This is a genomic window from Nitrosomonas ureae (assembly GCF_001455205.1).
GTDB classification, from domain to species: Bacteria; Pseudomonadota; Gammaproteobacteria; order Burkholderiales; family Nitrosomonadaceae; genus Nitrosomonas; species Nitrosomonas ureae.
Genome location: NZ_CP013341.1, coordinates 431,558 through 452,019, shown reverse-complemented (window position 1 = coordinate 452,019; position 20,462 = coordinate 431,558). Strand labels below are relative to the sequence as shown.

General features: G+C 40.8%; 22 protein-coding genes. 15 read left to right on the top strand and 7 right to left on the bottom strand.

Annotation, left to right across the window (positions count from 1 at the left end):
- Positions 1 to 31: 31 nt before the first annotated feature.
- The 13 genes from ATY38_RS02160 (at position 32) to ATY38_RS02100 (ending at position 12,526) form a co-directional block, all read left to right on the top strand.
- The gene (locus ATY38_RS02160; RefSeq protein WP_062557842.1) at positions 32 to 1,327 is read left to right on the top strand and encodes a (Fe-S)-binding protein; all 1,296 of its coding nucleotides are present in this window, start codon (positions 32 to 34) and stop codon (positions 1,325 to 1,327) included.
- 93 nt (positions 1,328 to 1,420) lie between these two features.
- The gene (coq7, locus tag ATY38_RS02155) at positions 1,421 to 2,047 is read left to right on the top strand and encodes a 2-polyprenyl-3-methyl-6-methoxy-1,4-benzoquinone monooxygenase (protein WP_062557841.1); all 627 of its coding nucleotides are present in this window, start codon (positions 1,421 to 1,423) and stop codon (positions 2,045 to 2,047) included.
- A 74-nt stretch (positions 2,048 to 2,121) separates the two neighbouring features.
- A complete protein-coding gene (locus ATY38_RS02150) occupies positions 2,122 to 2,685 on the top strand; it encodes a YqgE/AlgH family protein (RefSeq protein ID WP_062557840.1) in 564 nt (187 codons plus the stop codon).
- A gap of 12 nt (positions 2,686 to 2,697) precedes the next feature.
- Positions 2,698 to 3,183 (top strand): Holliday junction resolvase RuvX, encoded by a 486-nt coding sequence (gene ruvX / locus ATY38_RS02145; protein ID WP_062557839.1) that lies wholly within the window; start codon positions 2,698 to 2,700, stop codon positions 3,181 to 3,183.
- The gene (pyrR, locus tag ATY38_RS02140; RefSeq protein WP_062557838.1) at positions 3,164 to 3,667 is read left to right on the top strand and encodes a bifunctional pyr operon transcriptional regulator/uracil phosphoribosyltransferase PyrR; all 504 of its coding nucleotides are present in this window, start codon (positions 3,164 to 3,166) and stop codon (positions 3,665 to 3,667) included. Before ruvX ends, pyrR begins: the two co-directional genes overlap by 20 nt.
- Positions 3,667 to 4,620 (top strand): aspartate carbamoyltransferase catalytic subunit, encoded by a 954-nt coding sequence (locus tag ATY38_RS02135; protein ID WP_062557837.1) that lies wholly within the window; start codon positions 3,667 to 3,669, stop codon positions 4,618 to 4,620. Before pyrR ends, ATY38_RS02135 begins: the two co-directional genes overlap by 1 nt.
- A 17-nt stretch (positions 4,621 to 4,637) precedes the next feature.
- Positions 4,638 to 5,912, top strand: coding sequence for a dihydroorotase (locus ATY38_RS02130; RefSeq protein WP_062557836.1), 1,275 nt, complete (start codon positions 4,638 to 4,640; stop codon positions 5,910 to 5,912).
- A gap of 67 nt (positions 5,913 to 5,979) precedes the next feature.
- A complete protein-coding gene (locus ATY38_RS02125) occupies positions 5,980 to 8,073 on the top strand; it encodes a M3 family metallopeptidase (RefSeq protein WP_062557835.1) in 2,094 nt (697 codons plus the stop codon).
- A 231-nt stretch (positions 8,074 to 8,304) separates the two neighbouring features.
- Positions 8,305 to 9,069 carry an MlaA family lipoprotein gene (locus tag ATY38_RS02120; RefSeq protein WP_062557834.1) on the top strand — a complete coding sequence of 255 codons (765 nt, stop codon included), beginning with the start codon at positions 8,305 to 8,307 and terminating at the stop codon, positions 9,067 to 9,069.
- Positions 9,070 to 9,437: 368 nt separating this feature from the next.
- Positions 9,438 to 10,592, top strand: a complete 1,155-nt coding sequence (locus ATY38_RS02115; protein ID WP_062557833.1) for an NAD(P)/FAD-dependent oxidoreductase — start codon at positions 9,438 to 9,440, stop codon at positions 10,590 to 10,592.
- 79 nt (positions 10,593 to 10,671) lie between these two features.
- Positions 10,672 to 11,277, top strand: a complete 606-nt coding sequence (locus ATY38_RS02110; protein ID WP_062557832.1) for a septation protein A — start codon at positions 10,672 to 10,674, stop codon at positions 11,275 to 11,277.
- Complete coding sequence (locus ATY38_RS02105) at positions 11,277 to 11,579, top strand: YciI family protein (RefSeq protein ID WP_062557831.1); 303 nt, start codon at positions 11,277 to 11,279, stop codon at positions 11,577 to 11,579. The genes ATY38_RS02110 and ATY38_RS02105 overlap by 1 nt, the downstream gene beginning before the upstream one ends.
- Before the next feature lie 152 nt (positions 11,580 to 11,731).
- Positions 11,732 to 12,526 carry a peptidylprolyl isomerase gene (locus ATY38_RS02100; protein WP_062557830.1) on the top strand — a complete coding sequence of 265 codons (795 nt, stop codon included), beginning with the start codon at positions 11,732 to 11,734 and terminating at the stop codon, positions 12,524 to 12,526.
- 30 nt (positions 12,527 to 12,556) lie between these two features.
- On the opposite strand, the gene alr is transcribed toward ATY38_RS02100, so the two are convergent.
- Positions 12,557 to 13,639 (bottom strand): alanine racemase, encoded by a 1,083-nt coding sequence (alr, locus tag ATY38_RS02095; RefSeq protein WP_062557829.1) that lies wholly within the window; start codon positions 13,637 to 13,639, stop codon positions 12,557 to 12,559.
- Positions 13,640 to 13,856: 217 nt separating this feature from the next.
- Here alr and lplT point away from each other — a divergent pair, with 217 nt between their 5' ends.
- The gene (lplT, locus tag ATY38_RS02090; RefSeq protein ID WP_062557828.1) at positions 13,857 to 15,131 is read left to right on the top strand and encodes a lysophospholipid transporter LplT; all 1,275 of its coding nucleotides are present in this window, start codon (positions 13,857 to 13,859) and stop codon (positions 15,129 to 15,131) included.
- Positions 15,132 to 15,147: 16 nt separating this feature from the next.
- Here the strand turns inward: lplT and ATY38_RS02085 are convergent, their stop codons facing one another.
- From ATY38_RS02085 to ispD, 6 genes are all read right to left on the bottom strand, one after another.
- The gene (locus ATY38_RS02085; RefSeq protein ID WP_062557827.1) at positions 15,148 to 15,903 is read right to left on the bottom strand and encodes a uracil-DNA glycosylase; all 756 of its coding nucleotides are present in this window, start codon (positions 15,901 to 15,903) and stop codon (positions 15,148 to 15,150) included.
- Positions 15,900 to 16,370: a ribosomal protein S18-alanine N-acetyltransferase gene (rimI, locus tag ATY38_RS02080; RefSeq protein WP_062557826.1), complete on the bottom strand. Its 471-nt coding sequence runs from the start codon at positions 16,368 to 16,370 to the stop codon at positions 15,900 to 15,902. Before rimI ends, ATY38_RS02085 begins: the two co-directional genes overlap by 4 nt.
- Complete coding sequence (gene tsaB / locus ATY38_RS02075) at positions 16,354 to 17,028, bottom strand: tRNA (adenosine(37)-N6)-threonylcarbamoyltransferase complex dimerization subunit type 1 TsaB (protein ID WP_062557825.1); 675 nt, start codon at positions 17,026 to 17,028, stop codon at positions 16,354 to 16,356. Before tsaB ends, rimI begins: the two co-directional genes overlap by 17 nt.
- An 81-nt stretch (positions 17,029 to 17,109) precedes the next feature.
- Entirely contained in the window at positions 17,110 to 17,655 is a 546-nt protein-coding gene (gene thpR, locus ATY38_RS02070; protein ID WP_062557824.1) for an RNA 2',3'-cyclic phosphodiesterase, read from the bottom strand.
- On the bottom strand, positions 17,652 to 18,146 hold the full coding sequence (ispF, locus tag ATY38_RS02065; protein ID WP_082632982.1) for a 2-C-methyl-D-erythritol 2,4-cyclodiphosphate synthase: 495 nt from the start codon (positions 18,144 to 18,146) through the stop codon (positions 17,652 to 17,654). The genes thpR and ispF overlap by 4 nt, the downstream gene beginning before the upstream one ends.
- Positions 18,143 to 18,847: a 2-C-methyl-D-erythritol 4-phosphate cytidylyltransferase gene (gene ispD, locus ATY38_RS02060; RefSeq protein WP_062557823.1), complete on the bottom strand. Its 705-nt coding sequence runs from the start codon at positions 18,845 to 18,847 to the stop codon at positions 18,143 to 18,145. Before ispD ends, ispF begins: the two co-directional genes overlap by 4 nt.
- A gap of 216 nt (positions 18,848 to 19,063) precedes the next feature.
- Here ispD and prfB point away from each other — a divergent pair.
- Positions 19,064 to 20,171 (top strand): peptide chain release factor 2 gene (gene prfB, locus ATY38_RS02055; protein WP_143023441.1). Its coding sequence is split into 2 segments (ribosomal slippage): positions 19,064 to 19,144 and positions 19,146 to 20,171, totalling 1,107 coding nucleotides; the frame shifts between segments, so codons are not numbered across the junction.
- Positions 20,172 to 20,462: the final 291 nt, after the last annotated feature.

Genomic DNA, 20,462 nt, shown 5'->3' with positions numbered 1-20,462 from the left:
TGTTAAAACTTAATCTTGTGGAATTAATAAATTGAATTTGCATTCTGATTCTTTAAGGGAATCCGTTAACAGTGAATCAAATCAATGTGTCTCATGCGGCTTGTGTTTGCCACATTGTCCTACATATCGTCTGCTGAAATCCGAGGCTGACTCTCCACGCGGACGGATCAATTTGATGAATGGATTTGTTAATGGGCGAATCCCATTGAATGCACGACTCATTCAACATATGGATCGTTGTTTGACTTGCAGGGCCTGTGAAGTTGTTTGCCCTAATAATGTGGCTTATGGAAATTTGATTGATAGCATGCGTGCACTCATTACTGCTGATCAACCAAAATCTGTTGACTCGCCACGAAAGCTCTTTGTGATAAATTTATTAAAAAAACAATTACTCAATAAACCTGTGCGATTGGATCGCATGCGTGGATTGTTTCATTTTGTGCAAAAAAAAGGTTGGTTACACTGGATAAGAAAATTAAGCAATTTTGGTAATAATAAACTTGTGCGGTTTGTTGCGCAGCTTCCATTAATTAAATTTCCGCACATGGGAGTGATTGGTGAAGAATACGGCAAGAATAATCTCTGGAAAGAAATCTACCCTGCGATAAGCAGAAAGCGTGGCGAGGTTGGATTGTTTTTAGGCTGTGTAGCACGTTTAACAGATGTGGCGACGTTAAATTCCTGTATTTATGTGTTGAATCACTTGGGATATACAGTGTATGTTCCAGCAGATCAAGTGTGTTGTGGTGCTATATACCAGCATGATGGAGCGATCAAGGATGCTGCGGTATTGTCGCAGCAGAATAAATCTGCCTTTGCGAGATACGATATTGATGCAATTATTAGTACAGCTTCAGGTTGCGGTGCGCAATTGCTTGAATCCGGAGTAACGAATGGTCGTGCACGAATTGCGGATATTAGCCAATTTTTGATTGCTAATGGGGAATGGAGGGATGTGAATCTCGCAGCGCTACCGGAAAAAATACTAGTGCATGAACCCTGCAGTCAGCGTAATGTATTGCGGGAACAAGCATATCCTTATAAGTTAATCGAGCTTATCCCGGGGGTGCAAGTGGTGCCATTGCCAGGTAATAATCAATGCTGCGGTGCTGCGGGTACTTATTTCCTAGATCAACCCGATATTGCTAATATGTTGTTGAATGAAAAGATGTTGGCGCTTGAGGAAAGTGGGGCTAGATATCTGGTTACTTCAAATATTGGTTGTGCTATGCATTTTTCAAATAGAATGTATGAGGATGGGATGCGGGTAGAAGTGTTGCATCCGGTTACATTACTGGCAAGACAAATGGGTTTAAAATTGTAATTAAGGTATATTTTTAATATATTGGAATTATAGTTTCCCCAAGAATCTTGATATCATTTTAATCATGTCCGTTCTTATTTGAGATGTTGAATAATGATGAATGTTGATAAGCTTATTATTGGTGTTGATAGTGCCTTGCGTACTTTGTTAACTTCAGCTCAGACGGCACGACCTGTTCCTGGTAACGAGTTGCCAGAAGCGGTTCTGACGGATGTTGAGAAACGATTGTCCTGTGCGTTGATGCGAGTGAATCATGTGGGTGAAGTATGCGCACAAGCTTTGTATCAGGGGCAGGGACTAACGGCACGGAATGAGGTGGTGCAGCAAACATTGTTACGAGCTGCTCGTGAAGAAACAGAGCATCTGGCGTGGACTGAACGTCGCATCGCTGAGCTGGGCGGGCGTAAAAGCGTACTCAATCCATTTTGGTATGGTGGATCTTTTGCTATAGGAATGTTCGCGGGAATGCTGGGAGATAAATGGAATCTTGGTTTTCTTGCCGAGACGGAACAGCAGGTAGGGGCTCATTTATCCAGTCATTTACAGAGATTGCCCGATAATGACGAAAAAAGTCGCGCTATAGTAAAACAAATGGAAATTGATGAAGCTGGTCATGCAACGATGGCATTGTCGCATGGAGGGGTGGAGTTACCTCTGCCAGTAAAGGTTGCTATGAAACTAGGATCAAAAGTGATGACTCAAACTGCATATTGGATTTAAGCGGTAAAATTTTTCAATAGTTCAATACAATAAGCGAAAGAATCATAATGTGTTAAGTAGATAGAGATCCCGCTATGAAAAATGTTAATTTGACACATCATTTCTTAATTGCGATGCCGGCAATGGTGGATTCAATATTTTCTAAAACACTGACCTATGTTTGCGAACATAACGAGCAAGGAGCATTGGGAATTGTCATAAATCGGCCAACAGATATGACATTGGTCAATCTTTTTAGGCAATTGAGTATTTCATCAACAGACTTGCTTGCTGAGTCAACTCCAGTGTTATTTGGCGGACCTGTACAATTGGATTGTGGATTTGTTTTGCACCGTCCAGTAGGTAGTTGGCAATCAACATTGAGCGTGAATCAAGAAGTTGGTTTGACCACATCGATGGATATTTTAAAAGCTATCGCCAATGCCGAAGGACCGAGCCAAGCTTTGATTGCGATGGGATATGCCGGCTGGGCAGCGGGTCAAATTGAACATGAACTGGCCCAGAACGCATGGTTGACTGTGCCAGCTTCAATAGATGTGATATTTGAGCTCCCTTCTGAAGAAAGACTTCCTGCTGCAATGCAGCTGCTGGGGATTAACGATTATGCAAATCTATCCAATGAAGTGGGGCATGCTTAAAAATTAGGACAAATGATAGAACATTTATCGAAAAAGCGGCAGATAAGTCAGCCGATAAGGCAATTTTCTGATGGATCTATTTTAGCCTTTGATTTTGGAAAAAAGCGAATAGGAGTGGCTATTGGCAATACTGCATTAGGTGTAGCGCATCCCCTTATTACAATTGATAGTGAAGTGACAAATAAGCGTTTTGTAATGATTGCTCAATTAATCAATACCTGGCAACCGGTATTATTTGTGGTGGGCTTGCCGTTACATAGTAATGGAGTCGTACATGAATTAACTCAGTTAAGTGAGCGTTTTGCGCGGCGCCTGGTGGGGCGCTTTAACATTCCAGTCGTAATGCAAGATGAGCGTTATACTAGCCAAACGGCCAGCACTATTTTACGTGAAGCCGGTGTCGTTGGCAGGGAACAAAAGTCAGTATTGGATCAAATAGCCGCACAACAAATACTTCAATCATTTTTTGACGAGCAGCATGCAATTACCAGACGCTGAAAAAGTTTTCAATAATCTTGCAAGAAAAATACGAACTGATAGCAATAAGGATTATGCCCTTGTTGGTATTCGTACAGGCGGAGTATGGCTAGCGGAGCGTTTGCACCAGGAGTTAGCGATCACAAAGCCGCTTGGTATCTTGAGTGTATCTTTTTATCGCGATGATTTCGATAAGATTGGGTTGCATACACAAATTAAGCCGTCAGAGATTCCTTTTGAAGTGGAGGGAGCGCATATTCTTCTGGTCGATGACGTGCTGAACACGGGGCGCACCGTGCGTGCAGCGATCAATGAGTTGTTTGATTACGGGCGGCCGGCATCGATTATTTTGGCGGCTTTAATTGATCGTGGCGGGCGGGAATTGCCGATCGCAGCTCAATATATTGGCGTTGAGCTTGAGTTGCCAGAAGAAAAAATGTTGGAATTGAAGCGGAATCAAAGTGGAAAATTAAGCCTAAATTTATATAATAAAGATTCTCCGTAATGGTCAATAGAAATCCGCAGCTGGATGAAAACGGCGCGTTGCAGCATTTATTGACAACGGAAGGTTTGCCGTTGTCTATGCTGCTGCATATTCTGGATACAGCCGAATCTTTTGTGGGAGTTACTGAGCGTGATGTCAAGAAAATACCATTGCTGCGCGGTAAGTCGATATTCAATCTTTTCTTTGAATCAAGTACGCGTACACGAACCACGTTTGAAATTGCTGCCAAACGTTTGTCAGCTGATGTCATCAATTTAAATATTGCTGTTTCTGCACAATCCAAGGGTGAAACCCTGTTGGATACTGTGGACAATCTTTCTGCGATGAATGCTGATATGTTTGTGGTGCGGCATGCGCAAAGTGGCGCTGCTCACTTGATTGCAAAACATGTCCGCTCAGATATTCATGTCATCAATGCTGGGGATGGAAGCCATGCACATCCTACTCAAGCTTTGTTGGATATGTTTACGATACGGCGTTACAAGCATGATTTTCGCAACTTACGTGTTGCCATTATCGGTGACATATTGCATTCCCGAGTAGCGCGGTCTCAGATTCACGCATTAACCACATTGGGTGTCCCAGAAGTGCGCGTTATTGCACCGAAAACTTTGCTACCTAAGATGGTGGAACGCCTTGGTGTGCACGTTTATCACGATATGGCAACCGGCCTAAAAGATGTTGATGTATTGATGATGTTGCGTTTGCAAAATGAGCGGATGAAAGGTGCAAACTTACCTAGTGCGGAGGAATATTTTAAATATTATGGGCTGACTGTGGACAAGCTGTCACTTGCTCGGCGCGATGCAATAGTGATGCATCCTGGGCCAATGAATCGTGGCGTAGAGATCGATTCAGCAGTTGCAGATGGTAAACAATCGGTAATTCTGCCTCAAGTGACATTTGGCATTGCAGTGCGTATGGCTGTGATGTCAATCTTAACAGGCAATTAAGTTTAAAGATTTTTATTATGAAAATTCATATCAAAAATGGAAGATTCATTGATCCAAAGAATGATATTGATTCTGTACAGGATATTTTTATTGCTAAGGGCAAAGTTGTCGGGATAGGTGAAACTCCTGCTGAGTTTCAGGCAAGCCGTATAATCGATGCTCAATCGTTGGTTGTATGCCCGGGTTTGGTCGATTTATCCGTGCGTTTGCGCGAACCAGGATTAGAATATAAAGCGACTTTAGAATCTGAGATGAGTGCGGCCGTTGCCGGCGGCGTAACGAGCATTGCGTGTCCTCCAGATACGGATCCACCGCTGGATGAACCAGGTTTGGTAGAAATGTTGAAACATCGCGCTAAGAATCTGAATCAAGCGCATGTCTATCCCATTGGTGCGCTTACTCAAGGATTGAAGGGCGAGCGATTGACTGAAATGGCGGAATTGAACGATGCTGGGTGTGTGGTTTTTGGTCAACCGGATGGTTTGTTACCAAACCTTCGGGTGCTCATGCAGGCTATGCGGTATGCATCTACATTTGATTTTAGCGTGTGGTTGCGTCCTCAAGAAATCAGTTTGACTGGCGATGGTGTAGCGCATGATGGTGAGGTCGCGACCCGATTAGGATTACTTACAATCCCCGTTTGTGCAGAGACAATTGCTATTTCCAACATTATATTATTAACAAAAGAAACGGGAGTTAAAGTACATCTGTGCCGAATTTCTAGTGCTGAAGGGCTGGCGATGATTTGTGCTGCCAAGCAACAGGGTTTGCCAATAACCTGTGATGTGACGATTAATCATCTCCATTTGTCAGATATGGATATTGGTTTCTTTGATTCCAACTGTCATTTAATGCCACCACTGCGTGGTTCTTATGATCGCGATGCGTTGCGACAGGGTCTGCTGAATGGTGCGATTGACGCGGTTTGTTCCGATCATGCGCCGGTAGACGAAGACGCCAAACTGTTGCCATTTGGTCAGTCTGAGATCGGAGCTACTGGCGTAGAGCTATTGCTGCCCTTGACATTAAAATGGGGGACAGAAATGCGTTTGTCTTTGCCGAAGATTTTAGCAAAGATTACTTCGGATCCGGCGGGTATTCTAGGCATTGAGGCAGGGCATTTGTCCATCGGTAGTGCAGCTGATATTTGTATTTTTGATCCTGATCATTACTGGAAAGTGACATCTTCGGCCATTCTGAGTCAAGGCAAAAACACACCTTTTATGGGTATGGAATTACCGGGTGGAATTAAATATACTCTGGTGAATGGTCATATTGTCTATGAACATTGAATCTGTTTGCACTTTTCTGATTTATTAACGATACACGAAGAAATGTTTTTCAATTATCGGGAGAAATATGTCTAATCCATTGCTTGACTTTTCTGGTCTTCCTCGTTTTGTAGAAATAACAAATGAGCATATTGCGCCAGCCATTGAGGCATTGTTGGAAGAGAATCGTGCTTTAATTGAAAAAGTGCGAACTGATGTTCAAGCGCCTACTTGGCAAAATTTTGTACAGCCAATGGTAGATGCGAGTGAGCGTTTGTCACGTGCTTGGGGTCAGGTGTCGCATTTAAATGCGGTGATGAATACTCCGCAGTTGCGGGAAATATACAATGCCAATTTACCTCTGATTACTCAGTTTTATGCTGAGTTATCTCAGGATGTCCTGTTGTTCGAAAGATTTAAACAATTACGCAAAAGTTCGGAATTCAGCCATTTGACTTCAGCGCGGAAGAAGATCATTGAGAATGAATTGAGAGATTTTCGTTTAGGTGGCGCGGAATTGCCGTCTGAAAAGAAACAGCGGTTCTTGCAGATTCAGAAAGAATTATCAAATTTATCATCAAAATTCAATGACAATTTACTGGATGCGACGAATGCATATGAATTATTGATTGAGGATGTAAAAACCGTAGTGGGTATTCCGGCCGATGTACTGCAAACAGCCAAGGAATTGGCGGCAGCGGACTCCAAGGTCGGTTGGAAGTTTACCTTACATATGCCTTCGTATCTTCCTGTGATGCAATATGCTGATGATCGCAATTTGCGCGAGAAAATGTATCGTGCTAATGCTACGCGAGCGAGTGAATTTGATAGTCCGGCTGGATCGGATAAGGATAATATGCTGCTTATTAAAGAAATATTGAAGTTGCGCCAAGAAGAAGCGCAAATGCTGGGCTATGAAAATTACGCTGAAGTCTCTTTGGCGACAAAAATGGCAGCCTCACCACAACAGGTTCTGGATTTTCTGAGGGAACTGGGGACTAAGGCAAAGCAGTATGCCGAGAGAGATTTGCAAGCACTTAAGCAATTTGCAGCTGAGAAGTTAAATTTGCCAAAAATTGAGGCTTGGGATGTGGCTTATGTCAGCGAAAAATTGCGGGAAGAGCGTTATAATTTTTCAGATCAGGAGGTTAAGCAATATTTTCAAGAAGATAAAGTGCTTTCTGGTATGTTTGGATTGGTGGAAAAACTATATGGGATTCAGATTCGTCCTGTATTGGCTTCGCGTGAAGTTCAGTGTTGGCATCCCGATGTTAAGTTTTTTGATATTCTGGATGTTTCTGGACAACTGATTGGTCAGTTTTATTTGGATCTCTATGCACGAGCCACTAAACGGGGTGGTGCTTGGATGGATGAAGCGGTAACGCGGCGCCGTATTGATGATCAGCAAACAGAGAAGCATAAAATACAAGTGCCGGTCGCATATCTTACGTGTAATTTCTCGGCACCTGTGACAATTAACGGTCAGTTACGTCCTGCATTATTCACGCATAATGAAGTAATTGTGTTATTTCATGAGTTTGGCCATGGCTTACATCATTTACTGACAAGGGTAGAGGATTTGGGTGTGTCGGGCATCAATGGTGTCGAATGGGATGCGGTAGAGTTACCAAGCCAGTTTATGGAGAACTTTTGTTGGGAGTGGGATGTGGTGAGTGAAATGACGTGTCACATTGATACAGGGGAATCCATACCTAGGGTTTTATTTGACAACATGCTGAAAGCAAGGGATTTTCAGAGCGGGTTGCAGATGATGCGGCAAATTGAATTTGCTTTATTTGATATGCATGTGCATTTTGATTATAAACCGGATGGCAACAAGACGGTTTTACAGTTAATGGATGAGATTCGGAATGAGGTGGCAGTGATCATTCCACCTGATTTTAACCGTTTCCCGAATAGCTTTGCGCATATTTTTGCCGGGGGATATGCTGCCGGTTATTATAGTTATAAATGGGCAGAAGTTCTTTCGGCAGATGCTTACAGTGCGTTTGAAGAGGTTGCATCAACTGGTGTAGTTAATGCGGTGACGGGATCGCATTTTCTCGAAGAAATTCTTGCAGTGGGGGGTAGTCGTCCGGCATTAGAATCATTTATAGCTTTCAGGGGGCGAGAGCCAGAATTAGATGCGCTATTGCGTCACAATGGCATGGGAATGGTATAAATGAAAAATTTACTTTTAGTGCTTTTTGAATGAATTTTTGTTAATTAATTTGACAAGTCTGTTGCATAACTAAAACTTGCGATTTGATTCAGTCAGGTTCTTTTTTTATATTTAGAGAGGTGGCGTCTGTTCATGGCTATTCTGAGCAAATATATCGTTTTGGATCAATTCATATTGAACGTATTCTATAAATGTGGCAAGATCAATAAAATTTTTTACTAAAATAACAAGATGATTAATATTATTCATTCCAAAGTTGTCGCTATTCTGTTGATTGGCTTATTTTTAACCGGCTGTGCTTCCACAAAATTGAATAACGACGATGGTCCTTATGATCCTCTAGAACCAATGAATCGTGCAGTTTTTGATTTTAATGAAATGGTTGATAATAATGTATTCGAGCCAGTTGCTAAAGGTTATAAAAAAATTATGCCTGATCCCCTCGAGTTGATGGTAGGGAACTTTTTTTCAAACCTTAATGATGTAGTGGTACTAACTAACTCTGTTCTGCAATTAAATTACGAGAGCGCACTTGCTAGTAGTGCACGATTACTTATCAATACCACCTTTGGTATTTTTGGTTTGATTGATATTGCAAGCGATATAAGTGCAGCCAGTGATGTTAATCTCAGCAAACGAAATGAAGATTTTGGCCAAACCTTGGGTCGCTATGGAATTGGTAGCGGACCTTACGTGGTGCTTCCTTTCTTGGGACCGAGTTCGGTTCGCGATACTTTTGGTATTGCTGTTGACAGTTTCTTTGTCGATCCTGTCACACAAGGAGTAACAGGGGTTTTTATGCATAATGTGGACTACATTAATTCTGCTGCTGTGCGCTTTCCGATAGCAACAGCGAGGGCTGTAAATACACGTGCGCAGCTACTGGATATTGAGAAAACCCTGGAGGAGGCTGCGTTGGATAAATATGAATTTATGCGCGATGCATATTTACAAAGACGCACTAGCTTGGTGAATAACAACAGTGAAGAAAAATAGGAAGGTAAACTTCCGGCGGATTAGTCGTATTGATATGGCTTCTTAAATTCTCAAAATTAATAAAATAATATCGATTGTTTGATATAGTATTAATTAATAAGTAATTTATTTATTAATAATTGGCCAGTATACCCAAAAGCACATTGATAAGGAATTTTTCCAGATTCAATGTGCTTTTTTTAATCCTGAAAATGAAAGTAAGGTAAAAAATAATAACAATGTGATATTGCGGTTTGATCTAAGACGCAGCACATGCGTGATACAGTCTGGGGAACCAAAGTGGACTAGATGGGAAGATTTTGAAATAGGGACTTATCCAAAGTGTGGAATGATTCAGAGGTGTTTTGAGATAACGGGAAAATGAATCAATGAGAAATTCAGTGGTGATTGTGGGTAGTGGTTTGGCTGGTTATGGCGTGGCGCGCGAAATACGCAAGCTTAATTCAGAGCTGCCGATTGAAATATTTTCAGCTGATCATGGCGGTTTTTATTCCAAGCCCATGTTATCTAATGCACTATCATCTGGAAAAAGTCCTGATTCTATTTTGAATGGAGATGCTGCTAAGATGGCATCGCAGTTAAAGATTTCCATTCGTCCCTTTTGCCGGGTTACTTTGATAGATCAAGAGAGGCATACGATAACTTTGTCTGATGGCGAAAAAATAATTTACGGACAGCTGGTTTTAGCACTGGGTGCAGACCAAGTGCGTTTGCCATTGTCAGGAGATGGTGCAGAGGGGATATTAACTGTCAATGATCTTGATGATTATAAGAAATTCCGGGACGCTTTGATTGGTCGGGCGAGAGTTTGTATCATAGGAGCAGGTCTGATTGGTTGTGAATTTGCGAATGATTTGGTAGCGAGTGGCTATCGAGTCGATGTGATTGATATTGGCGCGCAACCGCTTGGTCGTTTGTTGCCTCCAGAAGGGGGAGCATTTATACAAAAGAAACTGGAAGAGGCTGGTGTATTTTTTCATTTAAGCACAACAACCCAGGCGGTAGATCAAATACAGCAAGGAAGGTTTCGTTTGACGTTAGCCAATGGCGAATCAATCGAGTCTGATATTGTATTGTCAGCAGTTGGATTAAATCCGCGCACGCAACTTGCCGCCGCAGCGGGTATTCAAGTTAACCGTGGCATCGTTGTGAACCGTTTGCTGCGGACTTATTGTGCCGATATTTATGCATTGGGCGATTGTGCGGAAGTTGAAGGAAAAGTGCTACCATTTGTAATGCCTATTACGCATGCTGCGAAAGCTTTAGCTGCAACACTTACCGGTAATCCCACTCAGATTCATTATCCGGCAATGCCGGTAATTGTAAAAACTCCATCCTGTCCAACAGTAATCTCACCACCGGATTTTAGTATCAAAGGTAAGTGGAATGTTGAAACAGAAGAAGATGGTGTTAAAGCACTTTATCAAAATGACACAGGAAATATACTTGGATATGCATTATTGGGCTCAGCAACCAAGGAAAAAAATAACTTGACTTCACAATTACCTGCAGTATTGAATTGATAATGAGCAGTATTTGAATTTTGGTGGTTGTGGGCGACTAGATGATTGATAATATGATAGATATGGCATACTTAAGGCAATGAAGTTTTTCTTCGATATTTTTCCAGTAATATTATTTTTTCTAACTTTTAAACTGTATGATATTTTTATAGCAACTGCTGTTGCGATAGTAGCGGCTATTGCACAAATTGGCTGGCTTTGGTTACGAAAGCAGCAAATAGAAAAGCTGATGTGGATAAATCTGGCGACTATCGTGATTTTGGGTGGAACTACATTATTAGCTCAGGATGAAATATTCATTAAATGGAAACCGACAGTTCTATATTGGTTGATCGCATCTGTTTTACTGGTATCGAGTTTGGTATTTGGAAAAAATATAATCGAATTAATACTTAAAAAACAAATGATCTTGCCTGCGGCAATATGGGAGAAACTTAATCTGAGCTGGACAGTTTTTTTTCTATTAATGGGAGGGATTAATCTCTATGTTGCTTTTAGCTTCTCAGTAGATATCTGGGTTACATTTAAGCTATTCGGTGCTACGGGAATGATGCTGGTGTTTATAATTTTGCAAGTGATGGTATTAGGAAAATACTTGAAGCCAATACCTGAAAGAATTTTGACTGTAAATGAACAAGATAATCAGATTGAAAAAATCGACAATAAGAATGGAAAGAAACAGTGATGCTATATGCTATAAATGCAGAAGATGTACCCAATAGTTTAGAGAAAAGAATATTAGTCCGATCAGAACATTTAACAAGAATCAAGGGATTGCAGGAAGCCGGTCGACTAATTTTAGCAGGGCCATATCCTGCAATCGATAGTCAAGATCCAGGCCCACTCGGTTTCTCGGGTAGTCTGATAGTGGCAGAATTTGAATCTCTGGAGGCTGCCCAAGCTTGGATTAATGAAGATCCCTATGTTAGTGTAGGCGTTTATCAAAGAGTAACTGTAAAACCTTTTAAAAAAGTTTTACCCGAATAAAAAGTTAAGCTATATTTTTCTCTATAATATCAAGTGATTTAATTGGAAGTGGTGACTACAGAGTTCACGTCTTGCATGTAAAGGCGTATACTCCAAGAGAGGCTATATTCTGATGAGTATAAATTTTATCCTAATTGTAAAAAGGAAATTCCATGGGTTTAAAGAAATTTTCACAAGTGATGATAATTAGTGTTTGGAGCTTGGTTGCATTTTCGGTTCAGGCTCAATCATCAGGAGTGGTGGCTAAAGTAAATGGTGTGGCAATTCCACAATCTCGCTTGGAATTGATGGTGAAAGCGAATGTAGCACAGGGGCAGCAAGATGGTCCAGAGATGAGAAAGGCTTTGCGTGAGAATCTGATTGCGGAAGAGATCCTCGCACAAGAAGCGACTAAGAAGCGCCTTGACCAAGATCCGGAAGTTATTGCGCAACTTGAGATAGCGCGGCAAGCAGTTTTGGTGAGAGCATTTCAAGCTGATTATATAAAAAATAACCAAGTCAGTGACGATACTTTACGCAAGGAATACGATGTTCTAAAAGTGCAGATGGGAGACAAAGAATATAAAGCTCGTCATATTCTTGTAGAAAATGAAAATGAAGCACGGGATATTATTGCTAGTCTCAAGAAAGGTGGTAATTTTGCCAAAATTGCTGAAGAAAAATCTATCGATGACGGGAGTAAGGAAAATGGCGGAGAATTAAATTGGAGTCCGCCAGCTGCTTATGTCAGACCGTTTTCTGAGGCACTGGTGAAATTGTCGAAAGGTGGAATGACGGAGCAACCAGTACAGACTTCATTTGGGTGGCACGTAATTCAACTGATGGATATACGGCCAATGGAAGTTCCTCCGTTTGAAGAAGTAAAACAAAATATACAGCAGCGCGTATTGCAGCGCGAATTTGCTACAGTAGTGCAAGATTTACGCAGTAAAGCAAAAGTAGAATAACTTTTCTTCGATGTCCGGGTAGATTGGGAATTAAAACGACTTAAGAAATTTCCTGTCTACCCGTGCAGAGAGTCCGCAGAGTAGCTGATAACTGGAAGTCCCGGCGTACATAGCTATTTCTTCGACAGGTATACCTTTACCCCAAAGAACAACGGGGTCTCCTAGTTTAGTATTTTTAACTCCAGTAAGATCTATAGCCAGCATATCCATGGATATCCGGCCTAGTAATCGACTACGTTGATTATTAACTAATACCGGTGTGCCAGTGGGTGCGTGACGCGGATAGCCATCAGCATAACCGCACGCAACAATTCCAATGCGCATTCGATCATCAGCTTTGAACAATCCATGGTAACCGACTTTATCACCGGCCTCCAAATCATGTATTGCAATAATTTTACTTGATAGTGTCATGACTGGCAGCAGATTGAGATCTGCTGCGGTTTTATCTGGAAAAGGGGAAGCGCCGTATAACATGATTCCAGGGCGAACCCAATCACTGTGGGTTTCAGGATAATTAATGATAGCTGCTGAGTTTGCAAGAGAGCAGGGATAGTTGTATGTTTCGGTGATTGTTTCGAAGCATCGAAGCTGACGAAGAACACTTGCTTTTTCGGAAGGATCATCAGCACTAGCAAAATGTGTCATGAGCGTAATATTTTTTACATGTTGATTGTTTGTTAATTCTTTAATGACTTGTGGCAATTGTTTGGGAGATAATCCAAGGCGATTCATGCCAGTATTAACTTTTATGAATATGTCTATTTTATGATTCTTGAAATCAGATAGCATGGATACTTGTTCAGCGTGATGAATGACGGGGCTCAATTGATACTGCTCAACTAACGCTATTTCCTTCGTAGAAAAGAAACCTTCCAAAAGTAAAATTGGTTGCTGGTAGCCTATTGTGCGTAAAGTTATAGCGGCCTCTAATTCCAGTAATGCAAATCCGTCGACATTCTTAAGAGCGTTTGCGGTATGAAGTAATCCATGGCCGTATGCATTCGCTTTGAGAACTGCCAATATGCGTGCTTTGGGTGCGTATTGACGAACTATAGTCAGATTATGTACTAAGGCAGAATAATCAATGATTGCTTGAATAGGACGTGACATCAAATTTTATGATAAAAATAAATGGTATTGGCGAGGTTCTTTCCAGTGCACTAAATATATTTTCAAACGTTGGTGATTCGGCAATTTGCATAATATGCTAATCTCATCAACTTCATTGAAGTTATCGATAATGAATGAGCTAGAGTTTTTTATAAATAATGCTAAAAAAATTTAACCAATTATCACTGACAAAGAATCAACATTACGGGAAATAAGTTTGAAACGCGGGTTTTATACAATTATGGCAGCGCAATTCTTTTCCTCACTCGCAGATAATGCGCTGCTAGTTGTAGCAATTGCTTTGTTAATCGATTTACATGCTCCCGCTTACTTAACGCCCTTGTTGAAGTTTGTTTTTGTACTGTTTTATGTCATTCTTGCTCCATTTGTTGGTGCGTTTGCTGATTCTATGCCCAAAGGGCGGGTCATGTTTATTAGCAATACCATCAAAATTACTGGTTGTGGGTTATTATTTGTTGCTATGCATCAGTATCTTGCATTAGCCGCATACGCAGTTGTAGGATTGGGGGCGGCAGCTTACTCACCTGCTAAATATGGCATATTGACAGAATTATTACCACCGGAAAAATTAGTGATTGCAAACGGGTGGATTGAAGGGTTAACAGTAGCATCTATCGTATTAGGAACAGTCTTGGGTGGTGTATTAATCACTCCGTCGGTGGCGAATGCTTTGTTAGAATTTGATTTTCCATTTATAGAGACGGGGATAGATAATGCACTGGAAAGTGGAATCTTTTTGATAGCTATCATCTATTCCATTGCGGCATTATTTAATTTGTATATTCCTAATACAGGTGTCGATCATCGCATTCCTAAAAGAAATCTTTTTTTTCTGGTGCATGAATTCAGTCACTGCGTCAAATTGCTATGGTCCGACAAACTTGGGCAAATATCTCTTGCGGTGACTACTTTGTTTTGGGGGGCAGGTGCTACGCTCCAGTTTATCGTATTGAAATGGGCCGAAGTGGCAATGGATTATCCTCTCAACCAAGCGGCACAACTGCAAGGAGTGGTGGCTTTAGGTATCGCTGCAGGTGCTATTATGGCAGCTCGATGGATTTCTTTGCGTCAATCGGTAACAGTTATTCCATTGGGTATTGCAATGGGTATTGTTGTAATGGCTATGATTTTAGTGACGGATTTGTGGATAGCTATTATCTTGTTGATGCTGATTGGTGGGTTGGCAGGTTTTTTTGTGGTACCCATGAATGCCTTATTACAGCATCGTGGACATATTCTGATGGGTGCAGGACATTCTATTGCAGTGCAGAATTTTAATGAGAATTTGAGCATTTTAGTGATGTTGTCACTCTATGCTCTATTAATTCTTTTCGAAGTGCATATCTATATTGTCATTGCTGTTTTCGGATTATTTGTTTCTGTCATGATGGCATTGGTTAGGAAATGGCACCTGTCAAATCAGAGTAAAGAAGATTCATTGCATTTGATCGGCGCAAGAAAAGGGCGTTAATTTACTTCTCAATTAGTTAGGTCGAATGTGAGGTATTATCAAAGGGAGATGGATTCTGAATCAATGATTCCATAACTGATTGGGCGAAGCACAAATCTTTCCAGGCTTTGGCCTTTTCTGGTAGAGAACGCAATAAATAGGCGGGGTGATAGGTAACAATCAATGGTATTCCCGAATAGTCATGTATTTTTCCACGTAAACCGGAAATGCTATTGTCGCACTTAAGTAGGTTCTGTGCGGCTACTTTGCCTAATGCAATAATAATCTTGGGTTTGATCAATGCAATTTGTTTGGTCAGGAAAGGCTCGCACTGCGCAGCTTCGTTTGTACTAGGGTTTCTATTATTCGGGGGGCGGCATTTGACGATATTAGTAATATAAATCATATGCCTGCGGTTTAATTGAATTGCTGACAACATCTGATCCAGCAATTTCCCTGCTTGCCCTACAAATGGTTCACCTGTTTCATCTTCTCTTGCTCCAGGTCCTTCGCCAACAAATAACCAGCTTGCGTTTTTATCGCCAGTACCAAATACAGTGTGAGTGCGAGTCTTGCTCAAAGGGCAAGCAGTGCAATGTGACACTGCTAGTTTCAATTGATCAATTTCCTTGGATTGCGCTGGATTCTCTTTAAGCGTAAACGAAGATATAGTATCTTCATTTTTAGGGGATTCTGGAAGAGTTGATTGATTCATACGGAAAGTATCCGATCTAAAGTACCATGTCGGCAATAGATTTAATTCTTCAAGTATTTGTCTGCGCCGATTATTCATAACTCCAGCTGCATAACTAGAGCATCTTCGCGACCACACATGGCTGGGTAGTAACCTTTTCGTGTGGCAATTTGATGAAAACCCATTCGCTTGTAGAGCTGTGCAGCACCATGATTGGATTCACGCACATCAAGAAATATTGATTTTGCTTCTCGCTTTTTAGCGTGCTCAATGAAATATTGAAGTAATTTTTTACCTAAACCTTTCTTTTGCCAATATGTGGCAATACCAAGTGTCAGTATATGAGCTTCTTCAGGGCTCATCATCATGATTCCATATCCCGTGAGCGTATCATCTTGCTCGAGTACCTGACACACATAACCTGCCTTAATGGAATCTGCAAAATTTCCTGGTGACCATGGAAAAAGAAAAATTTCGCGTTCGACGAGAATAATGCGATCTATATCCGAATAGTGCATCTTTCTGATGTCGGCGGCTCGCTGTAATGTGTCATAACTGTCGTTCATTTTCTTTTAGTGCTACTTTGTTTCGTAAGTATACTGGTGTTGCATTGGCTGGATTGATCCCCGGACGAAGTAGTGCAAGCTGGGCGATTTCTTTAGCATGCGGGTGAAGATTGTAGTGAATTTGTTGAAGATTTTCACAATAGCGTGATGATAATTCTTCGTGATAAACATCGAATCCGCTACCGCAGCCATACCAATTAGAATCAGTGTCAGATAAAGTCGGGGCTTGTTGTGGTAAACAAAGAATGGGTGAACTAATAGTTTCCCATCCATGGTTGGTCACCTTCTGATAGGTAGCATGATAAATCTCGCCCATACGAGCATCAAGCGCCACAATAACTTTCTGTTTGTCTATTTTTTGCGCTACGGCTTCCAGGGTGCTGATTCCTATAACGGGGATGCCAGTGGCATAAGCCAGGCCTTGTGCGACTCCGCATGCGATACGTAAACCGGTAAAAGATCCCGGGCCAGCGCCAAAGGCAATGCTATCCATCTGCTGCAATGTCAATTTTGCTTTCTCCAGCATTTCATGAATCATAAATAAAAGAATTTCTGAGTGGCGTTGTCCTGCATGAGTTTCTTTCTCTATTGTTACCCCTTCCAGTTGAAGCGCCACGGAACAAAATTCGGTAGAGGTTTCAAAAGCGAGAATTTTCATGGAGATTGTAAAGTTGAAGTATCCGAGGAAATTGATTTGATTATGAGAAAATATCAGGGAATTTTTATTTAAGAGATCAGCTTATTCTAAATACCAATGATTGAGCGGAATATATTCTACCCCATTGTGTGTTGGTTGCGATTGTATGAGGAACCATTGATTGACATACCATTGAATAGGTTTAATCATGTTAGTGTTAATGTGGCAAATGGTTTTGTGGAGTATAGTAATGTGTGGCTTATAGGCACGATTGTCAAATACGAAACCATTTTCTGATAGCGCAATCTTTAACGAATCAGTAAGAGAAAAGAGCTCTGCAGGAAATTCTTTTGCTTTAATGTAAATGATATGGTTGTGCTTCCAATAACCGATTATGTCTAATTTAAGCTCAAATTTTTTTGCTGATATAATTTTTGCGATTTGCTGTAGTGTTTGAATCTGGTGGATATTGATATCCCCCAGGAATAGCAATGTCATATGAAGATGCTGCATTTTAATTTTATGGCCACCATAAATGGATTCAAGCATTTCACTATGGTATATCAATTGTTTTTGTACCTGTTTGTTAGGAAAAATCGCAAAAAATACTCGGATTGATTTTCTTTCTATTTTTTTACTCTTGATCAAAATCTCTTTCCCATATGATCAATTAAGCATACGACTTCGGCTGCGATACCTTCTTCACGGCCAATTGCGCCCAAACGTTCAGCAGTTTTCGCCTTAATATTGATATTACCGGCTTGGGTTCTTAGATCCTGTGCAACATTGCTAATCATGGCTGGGATATGCGGTGCCATTTTAGGAGCTTGAGCAATAATAGTTGCATCAATATTAATGATTTTATACCGAGAGTTTTCCAATAAGCGATGTACATTGCGTAATAACAATCGGCTATCGATATTTTTATACTGAGGATCGGAATCAGAAAAATGTTTTCCAATATCTCCCAATGCTGCGGCACCAAGAAGGGCATCGCAAATAGCATGTAGTAATACATCTGCATCAGAGTGACCCAATAATCCCTTATCGTGAGGGATTGTGACGCCACCAATAATCAAATGGCGGCCTTCGATCAGTTGGTGTACATCAAAACCTTGACCTATTCTTATCGTACTCACGGATTGTTCCTTTGATGAATAATTAATTCTGCTAATGCCAAGTCTTTAGGATAAGTGACCTTAAAATTGTAAGTATCACTCAGTATAAGTTTGGGATGGAGTCCTAGCGCTTCGATTGCACTTGAATCGTCAGTAATGTGGAGTTTCTTAGCATTCTGTAGTGCTTTGGTAAGTAACTTGTAGCGAAACATCTGCGGTGTTTGTGCTTGCCATAAATTTTCTCTGGGCTCGGTGCACATCACGAGATTATCGATATTGCTACGTTTTAAGGTATCAGATACAGGTACTGCTAATAACCCACCTATTTCATCGTGAGATAATTCACTAATTAATTTGTCCAGTTGAGCCGCAGCTAAGCAAGGTCTGGCAGCATCATGCACTAGAATCCAATCATTGGCATCAACCAAGTTTTTTTGCTTTGCTATAGTGAGTCCATTTAACACACTTTCAGCTCGTGTTGCACCGCCACAGTTAAGTACAATCAATTTGTCAGAAAACTCTGACCAGTCATGTTTGATCCAGTTGTAATCGTCGGGGGCAAGCACGACAAATATGCTTGTAATAAGCTTATTATGATAAAGTGTATTTATTGAATGATAAATCAAAGGCTTATTGTTCAAGAGTAAATATTGCTTGGGGAGTTCGCTATCCATGCGAGATCCTGAACCTGCAGCTGGAATTAAAGCAAAAAACTTTGTCATTATGATTCTTGTTAGAAAACTGATTGGTGAAGCAAGTTTGATAAAATTATTGCAGTAATTATAATTTTTTGTGTGTCTTTTGTCTGAGGTTATTGGTGTGTGGGTATTTATTTATTCAGTATAAATACTTATTGTGGTTGTTTGAGTTTAAGGAAGGTGTGTGAGCTTTTATTCAGCAGTGGTTATAATTACTAAATTTAATTCTAGGTGGAGTTTATGGAAGCTGAACAAATTAATGCAATTTCAAATCGCCTTCAGGATATTGATAGTCGGGCCAGTGAGTTACGGAGGTTTCTTTGACTTTGATTCCAAACAAACTCGACTGAATGAATTAACACGATTACTTGAGGACTCAACAGTTTGGAGTGACAGTAAACGTACTCAAGAAATAGGTCGTGAAAAAAAATCGCTGGAAGATACTGTGGTTACGTTAGTGTCTATGGAGAAGCAACTTAGCGATGCTAAGGAATTATTTCAAATAGCTAAAGATGAAGCGGATGAGGCAGCGCTAGTCAGTATTTCGCTTGATGCCGAAAATATTGAAAAAACTATAGCAAACCTGGAATTTCGGCGCATGTTTTCCGGTCCAATGGATCCGAATAATTGTTTTGTGGATATACAGTCAGGTTCTGGAGGAACCGAAGCGCAGGACTGGGCCGCGATGCTTGAGCGTATGTATCTGCGGTATTGTGAAAGGCAAGGTTTTGATGTTGAAATTTTGGAAGAGTCACCAGGTGACATTGCCGGTATCAAGAGTGCTACTTTAAAAGTTTCTGGTGAATACGCGTATGGTTTTTTGCGGACAGAAACCGGTGTGCATCGACTAGTTAGAAAATCGCCGTTTGATTCTGGTAACCGCCGTCATACTTCATTTTCCAGTGTCTTCGTTTATCCGGAAGTTGATGATAGTATAGAAATAGAAATCAATCCGGCAGATTTAAGGATTGATACGTTTCGAGCGTCCGGAGCTGGGGGACAGCACATTAATAAAACAGATTCCGCTATTCGTATCACACATAATCCCACAGGAATAGTTGTGCAATGCCAAAGTGGCCGTTCACAACATCGGAATAAGGCGGATGCGCTTACAATGTTGAAGTCTAGGTTATTTGAGGCAGAGTTACGTAAGCGCAATGAGGAGAAACAGGCCATAGAAGAAAACAAAACGGATATTGGTTGGGGGCATCAGATTCGATCGTACGTATTGGATCAGTCGCGGATAAAGGATTTACGTACAAATGTTGAAGCGGGAAACACACAAAATGTATTAGATGGGGATTTAAATAACTTTATTGAGGCGAGTCTTAAACAAGGAGTCAAATGAGCTGGATTTTCATTGGTAGCTGAGAGCTGAGTGATTGTATTCCTGAGAGTTTTTTAATATAGGTGGGTTAATTGGGTTTTTATTACAAAAATAAGGTTAGAAATATCTTGACCCGTATTATAGAGTCTGTATAATTCCGCTTCTCTGCTGCTTAGCAAGTATCAATAAGTAAAGCAGCAACGCTCTTTAAAAAATTACAATCGATAGGTGTGGATACTTAATAAAGTGAAGAGGTTTAAATCCTCAAAAATAAAATAGTATTCGCAAGAAATAAATGGTATTGATAAATTA